This is a genomic window from Paenibacillus etheri (genome assembly GCF_001012825.1).
GTDB lineage: Bacteria > Bacillota > Bacilli > Paenibacillales > Paenibacillaceae > Paenibacillus_AQ > Paenibacillus_AQ etheri.
Map to the genome: position 1 here is coordinate 415,788 of NZ_LCZJ02000033.1, position 11,997 is coordinate 427,784.

The 11,997-nt window shown below is 42.3% G+C and carries 9 protein-coding genes; all 9 read right to left on the bottom strand.

Annotated features, from left to right (window positions below):
* Nucleotides 1-25: 25 nt before the first annotated feature.
* Complete coding sequence (locus UQ64_RS21360; RefSeq protein ID WP_060625476.1) at nucleotides 26-1,687, bottom strand: DUF4091 domain-containing protein; 1,662 nt, start codon at nucleotides 1,685-1,687, stop codon at nucleotides 26-28.
* Nucleotides 1,684-2,967, bottom strand: coding sequence for a Gfo/Idh/MocA family protein (locus tag UQ64_RS21365; RefSeq protein ID WP_060625477.1), 1,284 nt, complete (start codon nucleotides 2,965-2,967; stop codon nucleotides 1,684-1,686). Before UQ64_RS21365 ends, UQ64_RS21360 begins: the two co-directional genes overlap by 4 nt.
* Before the next feature lie 52 nt (nucleotides 2,968-3,019).
* On the bottom strand, nucleotides 3,020-3,913 hold the full coding sequence (locus tag UQ64_RS21370) for a carbohydrate ABC transporter permease (RefSeq protein ID WP_060625478.1): 894 nt from the start codon (nucleotides 3,911-3,913) through the stop codon (nucleotides 3,020-3,022).
* Between the two features lie 9 nt (nucleotides 3,914-3,922).
* Nucleotides 3,923-4,813 (bottom strand): ABC transporter permease, encoded by an 891-nt coding sequence (locus UQ64_RS21375; RefSeq protein ID WP_060625479.1) that lies wholly within the window; start codon nucleotides 4,811-4,813, stop codon nucleotides 3,923-3,925.
* Nucleotides 4,814-4,903: 90 nt separating this feature from the next.
* Nucleotides 4,904-6,649, bottom strand: a complete 1,746-nt coding sequence (locus UQ64_RS21380) for an extracellular solute-binding protein (RefSeq protein ID WP_060625480.1) — start codon at nucleotides 6,647-6,649, stop codon at nucleotides 4,904-4,906.
* A 126-nt stretch (nucleotides 6,650-6,775) separates the two neighbouring features.
* Nucleotides 6,776-8,116 carry a response regulator transcription factor gene (locus UQ64_RS21385; RefSeq protein WP_060625481.1) on the bottom strand — a complete coding sequence of 447 codons (1,341 nt, stop codon included), beginning with the start codon at nucleotides 8,114-8,116 and terminating at the stop codon, nucleotides 6,776-6,778.
* A gap of 2 nt (nucleotides 8,117-8,118) precedes the next feature.
* Nucleotides 8,119-9,858 carry a sensor histidine kinase gene (locus UQ64_RS21390; RefSeq protein WP_060625482.1) on the bottom strand — a complete coding sequence of 580 codons (1,740 nt, stop codon included), beginning with the start codon at nucleotides 9,856-9,858 and terminating at the stop codon, nucleotides 8,119-8,121.
* A 130-nt stretch (nucleotides 9,859-9,988) separates the two neighbouring features.
* On the bottom strand, nucleotides 9,989-10,831 hold the full coding sequence (locus UQ64_RS21395; RefSeq protein ID WP_060625483.1) for an MBL fold metallo-hydrolase: 843 nt from the start codon (nucleotides 10,829-10,831) through the stop codon (nucleotides 9,989-9,991).
* A 353-nt stretch (nucleotides 10,832-11,184) separates the two neighbouring features.
* Nucleotides 11,185-11,997 (bottom strand): Ig-like domain-containing protein (locus tag UQ64_RS21400; RefSeq protein WP_209445856.1); only part of this gene is annotated, 813 nt, incomplete at its 5' end.

Genomic DNA, 11,997 nt, shown 5'->3' on the forward strand with positions numbered 1-11,997 from the left:
CAACACCTCGTAATGGTATGATCACTTAAATAGAATAACTTGCTATCGCTTGATTGATCCGCTCTCTTGCCTCTAAGAGCCATGTTCCATGATCCCTCGGGTATACAGAGAAGGTCAATGCTGTACTCAGACCCTCTTCCATAATGGCTATCGTTGCTTTCTTGCCAATTTTCTGCTCAAGTAATTCTAGTGCGCGCAAATCCTGCAACCCTTCATATAGAACTTCCAATCGAATGGATTCAATCGGGCCTTCTTCCCCCGGATAGACCAAGTAGGCATCTCCTGAGGGAAATGCATGCTCAGCGTCAGTCGTATGATAAGGGTCCAGTTGCTGATTCAATGAATATTGCGAGTACCAGAAGTTATAGCCCCAATGCAGGAAGCCCTGTAATCCGAATTTATACAATTGAAATCCGATCATACGATTTCTAGCAGATGGCATATTGAAAAACCGGTTGGATACTTGTTCACCTTGAGCACAGCAATAGTACGTCCAAAGATCTGGAACCTGATGTTCTAAGAACGGTTCAATATGCGTATTCGCAGGAATCGGTCTTTTCACCAGGCCCTGTTCATACAACTTCAATTCGGACAAAGCGTCCATAATCGGATAACTTGATAAATGTTTATGAATGATCTCACTTGCAGCTCGGTACGATTCCAAATGTTCCTCTCCTGGTTCATCTGATATATGGAACCAGCTTTGCTGATCTATTCCCTGCTCTTTCAAATATTGATCTAAGCAAGGTAAAAATTGATCCAAGAACCTATGGTATTCCGCCGAGGATGCGTCAGTATCCCAGCCGAATAGTTGCTGATCCTCACCTTGAATGGTTACCATTATTTTCGGTGCACACTTTGCACCCCATTGAGTGAATAAATGAGAGAACTCAAAGTATTTGAAGCCAAGTCGGCGGCACATCGATACCCAACGAGTAAGCAGATCAAATCCGAATTCATAACGATCTCCCGCTTTAGTCACGGATATCAATTGAACAGTTGGACGTACTCCACCAATGGCTGTATCCAAAGGCGGTGTAAACAACGGAGTTAAGATCATGTTCATACCATGCTTAACCATCGTATCTGCATAACATTCTATAAGGGCCCAATGCGCTTCACTAAATACTTCGACACCATACTTTGTAGCAAGACAATCCACATGGAACCATTCCGTATGAATTAACTGTTGCGGTGGTAGTGTTGCAGGGATGACGGTTAACTCGAATACATCCGATTCACCTAATATTTGCCCTTCAGATGATTGGAAGAGGACCTGAATAGAACGAAGCCCCGTACTCATTGATTCATCCAAGGTTATCGTCACCCATAAAGATCGCCATTGTCCCGGGATCGATGAAATAGATTGTTGATCCAGCGTATACAATGGATCTGGGTATAATCCCGGCGTAGTTCTTAGCACATCGTCATCATGATTTTTGAAACAAGGCATTTCTGAGGGAACAAGTCCAACGGATCGTATACATATTAGATCTGGAAGAGATGACTTTATCTCTACATCAATATTCTTTAAAAGTGTATCTGAGGTATAAGCGACTTGGAACGAAAATGTTTCTCCAACAAGTGCGGTTGCACTGTGATAGGATTCATGATTCGGCACTTCATCAGCAAATACCTTAACCAACGAACTTAATAACATCGTCTGAAATGGCTGCGGAGCATTCATCGTTGCTTCACCTCTCCATCATTACAGACACTTTGTGCAAATTCTTTCAGAACAATACTGTTACCCTCGATGCGAGATTGCTCCGCTGCAAAAGCCATAAGGTGACTTTGAACGGAATGATTCGCTGATGTAAGGCCTTGAATCTTCCCTTCCGCTCGAACCAGCTTAACAAAATCTTTGATTAACCCCATATCGCCGCCGCCATGACCCACATGACCACCTGCATTCTCGAACGAGATTCTCTCTACCTTACCGCTGCCAAAATGGATCACTTCAATTTCATTCTTCTCCATTGCACCGCGAATTTCTCCCGTGGTACCCATCAGCTTGAGGGTACGACTTACATCTTTGGTAAACGCACTCATTGTAAAAGCTATAGTTACGGAATTAGCGAATTCTAGATTTACCACTTGATGGTCGACGACATCATTATCACAATGATAGACACATCGTCCATAAGGTCCTTCCTGAAGAGCATTCAGGCGGGCTTCATAGCTTGGATCATCACTAATTGCCGATGTAGGCCAATCCGTATCCTCCGTCAAATATTGATTAGGAGCATAATAGAGACATTTATCTGCTGCTGGGCATCCATCTGTGCAACGTAGCGGGGCTCCTTCCGGTGCTTCACTAGATTTGAAATGGGACAGTGAGCCAAAGGAAGACACTCGAACACATTCTGAATCTGTCAACCAGGAAAGAATGTCCAGATCATGACAGGACTTAGCGAGAATCATCGGACTGGACTCATCCTTTTTGCGCCAATTCCCTCTTACGAAGCTATGAGCTTGGTGCCAGTAACCCACGTTCTCATTATGTTGAATGGACATCAATTGTCCGATCGCACCACTTTCCAGCAGTTCCTTGATCGTAGAGAAGAAATTGGTATATCTCAATACATGGCATATCGAGAAGACACGATTCACTTTAGAGGCCATTTCCCCCATAAGTACACATTCCTTGGCATTAGGGGACATCGGCTTTTCTAATAGCACATGATACCCTGCCTCCAGAGCTTTCATTGTCGGCACATAATGCTGATTGTCTTGGGTACAGATAAATACCGCATCTGCTACTTTCGGGGAGGCAAAAAAATCATCCCAATGGGTAAAGCACACGTCATCAGCCAGCTCATGTCTTGCCTTAAATTTATTTCTCCGCTTCGCATTCGGCTCTGCAACAGCTACAACTTGAAGCCCATCCGGGTGCTGAATCGCATATTCTGAATAATTAATTCCTCGCAGGCCCGCTCCAATTAAAGCAACAGTAACTTTCTTCATCGCAATCTGCTCCTTCATATGAGACTTTATGCTATGTCTTTACTCTATTTCTTTATTCTTTAACACTACCAACCGTCATTCCTTTTACGAAATACCTTTGTAAGAATGGATACACTACCATAATTGGCAATGCGCCCATGAATATTTGCGCCGTTCGGATCGTCTTCTCACTCAGGTTCTCCATCACCTTGAGCTGCTCAATGGACATCGATGACATCTGGGCATTGATAGACATAATCAAGGTAGAAAGATAAGTCTGTAGTGGATAATGCTCAGGTGAATTCAGGTAAAGGATACCGTCAAACCAAGCGTTCCAATGCCCAACTATGGTGAATAACCCAATCGTTGCGATGGATGGAAGGGATATTGGTAAATAAATTTGCCAAAGTACTCTCCAATGTCCGGCACCATCAATCGTAGCCGCTTCATCCAATTCTCTTGGAATAGATCTGAAGAAGTTAAGCATCAGAACCATATTCCATACATTCAATGCACCTGGTAAGATAAGCGCCCAAATTGAATCGATTAAGCCTGTATTCTTCACTACGATATATGTCGGAATTAAGCCGCCTCCAAAAAACATCGTAATCGCGAATATCCATACATATACGGTTCTAAATTTAAACTGATCATTCGACTTGGAAAGCGGAAAAGCAGTAATAAATACTAGAAACAAGTTAACTACTGAACCGAGCACTACTCGTTTTACGGAGACTCCCAAGGAACGAAAGAACTCTACCTTTTCTCCTAAATATACATAAGCATCCCAGGAAAAGCCGACGGGCCAAAGCTTCACCTCTCCAGCCATCGCAGCTGTATTCGAGCTAAGTGAGATGGAGAGCAAGTGTACAAATGGGATAATGCCGAGTATGGTAATGAAAGTTAACAACAGCGTATTGAACACGATAAATAACTTTCTGCTGGATGATTGTTTATGTAGCACCATCTCCACCTCCTAGAATATGCGGTAATTGTTAAATTTGTAAGCTGCATAGTAAGTTGTTGATACCATAAATAAAGATATTATCGATTTAAAGAGACCCACTGCTGCCGCAGGTCCAAATTGTTGGCTGAACATCCCCAATCGATAGACAAATGTATCTATTATATCTGCGCCTGCATATACAGTCGGGTTATACATAATCAATATCTGCTCAAAACCTGCGTTAAGAATACCACCGAGGCCTAATACACTAAGTAAAATAATAATCGGTGCTATACCTGGAAGCGTAATGTTAAGCATTTGCTTCCATTTCCCTGCACCATCAACCTCTGCCGCTTCATACAGCGTCGCATTAATTCCTGTGATGGCAGCAAGCATGATGATCATATTGTAGCCCATGCCTTTCCAGACATCCGAGCCAATGATAATCCCCCTGAACCAACCATTATCAAGCATGAACATGATAGGCTCTAAGCCCATAGAGGAAATTAAACCATTAATAGGTCCATTCAGAGAGAATAATTCAATAATGACACCCCCTAGGACGGTCCATGAAAGGAAGAACGGGAGGAAAATGGCAGATTGAATAAAACCTGCGAACCATTTCTTAGTAATCTCATTTAATAATAAAGCTAGAATGAGCGGGACAAGCAGAGACAATACCATTTTGATGATGGCTATGACTAGCGTATTCCAGAGTACTTGCTTGAAATCCGGTAAATTAAATACATAACGGAAGTTATCTAATCCTACAAAATCGGATTTAAAAAAACCGGATAATGGCTCAAACTGTTGAAACGCCATAACTAGGCCGGCCATCGGTCCGTAGGCATAAATCAGTGTAACAATCACACCCGGTATTAACATGATATGAAGCGGAAACTCTTTCTTCAGTGATTTCATAGTTGCCCTCCTCACCAACCTACTCATTTTAAAAACGGGAGGTGAGCCGGTTCATCCGACTCACCTCACCCGCTTTCTTGTTCCTATGATTTATTTCGTAGCTTCCGTGCTATACCATTCATTGACCTCATCGATAATTTCATTACCGCCAAGTGCCTTCCAGCTATCCACGAATTTATCGAAATCATCAAGAGAACCGCCCATGATAATCTTGGTAAAGGACTCTTGCATCAACTTATCCAGCTGACCGCCCTTTTCCACTACGGTTGGTGTAGGAAGACCGTAAAACTCGTTGTATACAAATTGTTGATTTTCTTTAATTTGTCGTGTTAAGCCCCAGCCACCGTCTTTTGCAGCCCGGCTATAATATTGACCCCAGTTTACACCTTTGGTAGCGTTAGATGTGTCGCCTGCCAGGAAGTCCTTAGTCGCTTTGAAAGTATCCGCAACGGTCTTATAATTTGCATCGTCTATTGTAATTTCAGTCTGATTAGCATCGAGCGCTTTGTTCACTTCGCTGTAAATCGTATCAATATCAACAGGGTTGGCAATCCGTGGGTTAAACCAATTGTATACATAGCCATCTGCCGCTTTGTTCTTATCCTTGTATTTCTTATTACCAACTTCGATGTAGAAATTGAGCATCTTAATCGCTGCTTCTGGGTTCTTCATCTTTTTGTTCACAACGAAAATTTTATTGCTGCGGATTTTTGGAACGAGTGATTTAGCTGGACCATCAATCCCTGGAAGTTGAATTGCAATCCAATCCGCCTTTGGATCTTTGTCTACGCTGGAGTTAAGCGGCCAGTTCGGATACCACCACTCTCCGTAGGAAATACCCACTTTACCTGCAGTCAGATCTTCTACAGCCTTATTCTCATCCTTTAGTGCAAACTCTTTATCAATAATTCCATCTTTATACCATGCTTGTAGCTTACCAAGTGCAGTCTTCACTTCAGGCTGAATCAAGCCCGGTAACAATTTGTCATCGCTGCCTTTAATCCAAGCCGATTGTTTATCACCAACGGAAGGATAAGCACCGAATCCATTAAAGAAACCTCTGACATCAAATCCCCAGAAGAAGAGATTCTTTTGTATGGCGATACCATAGGTGTCATTCTTACCATTCTGATCTGGATCACTATGTGTGAATGCTTGTGCAACTTTCTCAAGCTCATCGATCGTCTTTGGTGCCTGTAAACCAAGATTATTAAGCCAATCTTGACGAATCCATAGCAGCTGCGTGGATAAGAAGGGATCTTCAAATGCAGGAATACCTAATTGCTTACCCTCCGCACTGAACGTTTTCATCGCGAATCCACCATCTGAGTCCATATAAGCCTTAAGCGCTGGCGACGCATATTGTGCATAAGCATCTGTCAGATCAGCAAGCATATCTTGCTTTTTAAGTTTCTCATAGTTCTTCTGATCAACTTCTATCACATCGGGTAGATCCCCCGATGCCATGGCAAGCGAGAACTTCTGCTCAAACTGGGCAGAGGGAACGGTCCATTTGTATTTCACTTCAATATTCATCATCTCTTTGAGATCTTTCAGATAGGCATTTTGTTCCGGTGTAATTCCGCTTGGAGTTCTTGGATCTTCTGGTGGATTATATCCGAGTATCTCCGTAACAGTAACGGTTTCCGGGTATTTTCCTAGTGGATCAGGTGCTGTGGCGCTGTTTGTGGCGCTGTCTGTCGCACTATTCGTAGTGTCTTCCTTAGGCGTAGATGGTGCATTCGCATTTCCATTTCCTTGACTTCCACATGCTGACAATAATGAAAGAATCATCGTTACTGACAAAATCATTTTCCATGGTCTCATTTTTTTCATCTGAATGCTTCCCCCCCTTTGTTTGCTGCAATTCTTGTAGTTAATCAGTGTTCCTAGTTATTATTTTAGCCACACAGGAAACCGCTTTCAATTTCACTTTTTTTACATCACTTTCACTTTATTTACTCATTTTGAATTTCGATATTCCTGTGGAGATAAGCCCATCTTCCGTTTGAAGAATGTTGTAAAGTAGGATGGTGATTCAAAACCGACCCGGATGGCGATTTCATTTAATTTTAGAGTTGTATTCTTCATCAGCTGCAGAGCAACATGCAGTTTCGTCGACTGAATATACTCTAATAAATTTTGACCTGTCGTCTGTTTATAATAACGAGATAAATAGGACGGATTAAGATGCACCTCTGCAGCGATTGAGGTAAGCGATATATCTCCAGATAGGTTCTCCTGCACAAATTGGTGAATTTGTTCGATGATTAGCGTCTTGAAATCTTCCTGCTCGATTCCTCCAGCTTTGTACATCGTATCCTCAAGTTGACTTAGCTTCTCAAGGTCTAAGATAAGCATGTGCTGACCTAATAAAGCTCTCTTAAGAATCATAGAGCGTACTGCTTCAACTTGAAGATGGATCGATTCCCAATGGTTAAGTAAATCCCCCGATATTCCGAATGAAACGCAGGCACTTAGCAGCTCATCACACTCATTCTGTACAGGCTCTAATATCCCTCTCATATAAGCAACGATTCCAGGCCAATTCACCCCTTGATCTGGATAGCCACTACGAAAGCGATTCAGCAATCCTTCATCTGGTTGAAGCAGCCATATGAATACACGATCATCATAAATCACTTCTTCACATGCAATAGATGCAGGCAGGTGATCATGGAAAATACGCTGAACAGACGGAGGCATTTTAAATTTAGGATCATCTAATCGATCCAAGATACCAACAAGAAAGAACGAAGGACGATCTAATGCAATGCCAAACTCTACATCCTTGTAACGTACATTATTGAGTATAGAAGTAATAGACTCCCCGCTCAGCACCCGCTCCATCAGCTCTCTCTTTAGGAAGGAAGTTGCGATTTGATGGTGCACTTGTGCCTTCTCCAATTGAAGTCTGCGACGGTTCTCCTCGTCTAGCTTGTCGACTGCTGCCTTCACAGCTTGGAAAATAGGTTCAATTCCTTCCGTTTTCAGAATGTAATTGTCCACATTCTTACGAATCGCTTCGTATACATAATCAAATTCACTGTATCCTGTAAGGAAAATCACTCGGCATAATGGCCAATAATAGACGATTTCGTCCACGAGCTGGAGACCATTCTTCTGAGGCATACGAATATCGCTAACCAAAATATCCAGTTTCGTTTTCTTAGCAATTTCAAGAGCTTCGCTTGAGGAGTAAGCTTTTCGTATATCCAGTTCAAATTCCGAGTTATCCTGAAACAGTTGGACTAATCCATTCACAATCACAGGCTCGTCATCTACGATTAGTAATCTATACATAATCACACTTCCTTACTCTCGTATTTAACTATCAGTTCTGCCCTCAATCCTCCGTATTTGCTGCGAGAGACAAACAAGCCACTATCTGGGCCGTACTTCAATTGGAGTCTATTATTAACGTTGATTAATCCCGTCTTCTCGACTTGTTTCAGACCCATCGCAAGTTTCTTCTGCAAGTACTCTATGTCCTCATCTTTTAAAAGAATGCCGTTATCTTCAATCGTGATAATTACTATTCCCTCTTCGCATTCGGCACCAATATAGACAACCCCCTGTCGGGAGTCGTCTTCGAAAGCATGCTCGAACACATTCTCAACAACCGGCTGAATAATCAGCCTCGGTACTAAAATCGCATTCGCCAAAACGGGTATTTCTTCATATTCGAAAGAAATACGATTTGAGAAGCGAATACACTGAATTTCACAATAATCAAGCGCATGCTGATACTCCTTAAAGAAAGGCACTTCGTCCGATCCACTTCTCGTGATGTATTGGTAGTAGCTCCCTAGCTTTTGTGAGAGCTCAGCCGCACTATCGGAATCTCCTACTTTACACATCATGTAAATATTAAAGAAGCTGTTATAGAGAAAATGCGGATTAATCTGTGACTGCAATTGCTTCAACTGCGAATGCTGTAGGGCAATCTTCTGTTCATAATTCTCCTCAATAGAACGCTTAAGTCTAGAAGCCATGCGATTAAAACTATTAAATATATAGTAAAACTCATCTTTGGTCTTTGACTCGATGACTAAATCAAGATTATCCGTTTCTACCATACGGAATGTCTTAACCAATTTGGATAAGGGCCTATGAATCATTAGATTTACCGAATAAGAATAAAGTATCATTACCACAATAGCGATGACGAAAGAGACATATAGTAGTGTATTGAATTGGCTTAAGGGCCTTGTGATTTCATTCTGATTCACGTACATAATCAAGGATAGATTTAAAGAACTGATAAAGTTATGGGCAATAAAGTAACTTTTACCGTTCACCTTGTTTATTTCTGGGATATCTGAATTAAACTGATCCTGTTTGGTGATGAGCCTAAGGACCTCAGTAGATACTAACTGATCGTCTGTAGTAGATAGAATATTGCCCAGCTCATTACTTCCCAGAAATACCTCTGATTCTTGATATAAGGTTGCGATTTGATTTAGTGCCTCCAATAGCTTACCTTTTGAGATTTCAATATACGACCAAAGCTCCGCATTATCTCCTGTTTCTATAAGGAAAATCTCATCACCGATCCGATAGAATGAAGGCTTCTGCTTAACGTTAAGTAATGAGGAAATTTTTTCGTACTCCATATTAGGAATAGACGTGATCCCCGTCTTACCAGAGATCGTTTTGCCCAGAGACTTAACATATACCCCGGCGTTAACCACATATTCGCTTGAGGCAATGATCCGATTCAATAGATCTTCAGCATTACCGATTAATTCTACTTCTTCATATTTTTCTAAGCTTTCGCCTCGGAAACTAAGCTTCTGTATGTTTTTATCTTCTTGAAATTGTAATTGTTGATTGCGGATGAAATATATCTCTTTATCCAGTTGCTTGGAATAGAATGACGCCCCAGCCAGGGATGAGTCCAAAATCGCATTTTTGGTGAATGACATCCCCTTATAATTCACCCAAATATTCATCGATATGAGCGGAATCAGAAAGACGATAAATACGATGACAACTTTCTGATAGACGAACCATTTTACTTTTCCCGTAGCCAGCAGCTTCATTCTCTACCTCCGTATCTACTCATTTTGAGCACTTAAAGCTATAAAAAAGACCCGTAAAGTAGTCCTTTCCTCAAGGGAGGATTTTACGGGTAATGACTATTCTTTTAATTATAGATAGACCATCTTCATGTCATGCTAAGAAGACTTTCATCCCATCATAGGAAATGATAAAATTCTCCTCTGCTGTATTCTTAACTAAAGTATCATGCAACTCTGCGCTGTAGTGAGAGAAATGAGTGAGAATAAATGACGTACTAGCATCACAACTATTTTGGTCAAGCAATCTTTCTCTTACAATCCGACAACCGGAGATCCCCATATGATAATCATATCTATCCTCTAGCCCATAATTACAATCCAGACTAACAACGTCGAGGTGCTTATCACGGAGATAATTGAAGGTTTCATCACTGAATATACCGCTATCATTGCCGTATAAGAATCTTGTGTTATTCTGCTCAAGTAGATAGATAAAGCTATGTTCATCCGGCTTGTGATGGGCTGGCAATGCGGTTACTGTCACTTCTCCTAGAGTGAAGGGCATGAAAGGCTGTATGATATGAAACTCGTAAAAAGGATCTTCAATCGTATCGGTTCCATAATCATAGCGAAGAGCTGATTTCATCGTTTCTTCTACCGTTTCATTTCCGTAAATATGCAGTTTTTTTCCACTCTCCTGCAGCTGACAATACCAATGCTCATGCCTCATCATGAGCTCTGCTGCTGCAAAATGATCAGTATGCGAATGCGTTACAATCAAATGATTAACTTTCCCCAAATCCAATTTATAACGAAGCTTATTCATATACATGTCAGGTGAGAAATCCAGCAGCAAATCAGAGTTAATAAGCGCTCCTGTACGAGCGCGAATATTCTTGCCACCAAGCTCCATCGCCATAGAGCAACGTTCACATTGACAAAATAAAGCTGGATAACCCTCGCTTGCTCCAGTTCCTAAATACATAAATTCCATGGTGTCATCTCCCAGTGCATTTTATGACAGCGCTTACTAATTAGTAAAAAAAGATATATGCTGAATAGTGTCGCTGGCGCTACATTACGAATAATGAGCGAAAATCCCATTTTCGTCAAGGTTCAATTCGTTGGGAGTTGGGGGGCTCATCCGACTGGTACAGCCTCAAATTCAGTTCGTGTACTTTGGACCTTGTGTTTGAGCAGGAAATGGAGGTTACCACACAACCCATTCAAAGCCATAGACCAAAAATAAAGAGCAAGGCTCCTCCAATAACAGGAGGAGCCTTACTCCGTTGACTTTTATCCTAGGGGAGTTGAGTGCCGGGACAGCCCCCTTGTCATTACGATATATTAATTACTTCGTTTAAATCTTCGAGCTAACACAAATCCTACAAGAACCAGACTACCACCTACCAAGTAAATAGGAAGTGCACTTTCTTCTCCCGTTTTCGGAAGCTCTGTTGGTTTATTGCTGTTATCCCCTGGCTCTTTCACAGTACCTGTCGGTACTTCCTCGACATCAATCTCGATCTCGATCTCTTCTTCATTTCCATTCTCATCTGTCACAATGATCGTGAATTTGTCTTTGCCAATAAAGCCTGGATCTGGTGTATAAATCCACTTGCCATCTTTAGTAATTGTCACCTTACCATGATCTGGCTTATCACCTATACTTGGCAATCCTCCGAGTGGGATTTCACCTTCAAGAGGAATGTCCTCATCTGTAGTCAGTTTCTCTACAGGTGGCGTCACCTTCGGAACAATAGGCGTACTAGTTGGCACCGATGTGATAGTTGGTGTTGCTGTTGGTGTCGCCACCACAGGTGTTGCGGATGGAGTAGCCGTAACGATTACTCCCGGTATTGACGTCGGCGTCGACACAGGAATCGTTGGATTGTATGGCGTCGACGTTGGTGTTACTGTCGACACAGGTGTTTCCGTCGGTGTTTCCGTCGGCGTCGACGTTGGTGTTGTTGTCGGCGTCGGTGTTGTCGTCGATGTTGGTGTTGTTGTCGGCGTCGGTGTTGTCGTCGACGTTGGTGTTGTCGTCGGCATCGGCGTTGCTGTCGGCGTCGGTGTTGCTGTCGGCGTCGGCGTTGCTGTCGGCGTCGGCGTTGCTGTCGGCGTCGGCGTTGCTGTCGGCGTCGGCGTTGCTGTCGGCGT

Excerpts from the sequence above, each read along its gene's own strand:
- UQ64_RS21395 (WP_060625483.1), bottom strand. The coding sequence starts at position 10,831 with ATGGAATTTATGTATTTAGGAACTGGAGCAAGCGAGGGTTATCCAGCT.
- UQ64_RS21370 (WP_060625478.1), bottom strand. The coding sequence starts at position 3,913 with ATGGTGCTACATAAACAATCATCCAGCAGAAAGTTATTTATCGTGTTC.
- UQ64_RS21385 (WP_060625481.1), bottom strand. The coding sequence starts at position 8,116 with ATGTATAGATTACTAATCGTAGATGACGAGCCTGTGATTGTGAATGGA.
- UQ64_RS21365 (WP_060625477.1), bottom strand. The coding sequence starts at position 2,967 with ATGAAGAAAGTTACTGTTGCTTTAATTGGAGCGGGCCTGCGAGGAATT.
- UQ64_RS21360 (WP_060625476.1), bottom strand. The coding sequence starts at position 1,687 with ATGAATGCTCCGCAGCCATTTCAGACGATGTTATTAAGTTCGTTGGTT.
- UQ64_RS21390 (WP_060625482.1), bottom strand. The coding sequence starts at position 9,858 with ATGAAGCTGCTGGCTACGGGAAAAGTAAAATGGTTCGTCTATCAGAAA.
- UQ64_RS21380 (WP_060625480.1), bottom strand. The coding sequence starts at position 6,649 with ATGAAAAAAATGAGACCATGGAAAATGATTTTGTCAGTAACGATGATT.
- UQ64_RS21375 (WP_060625479.1), bottom strand. The coding sequence starts at position 4,813 with ATGAAATCACTGAAGAAAGAGTTTCCGCTTCATATCATGTTAATACCG.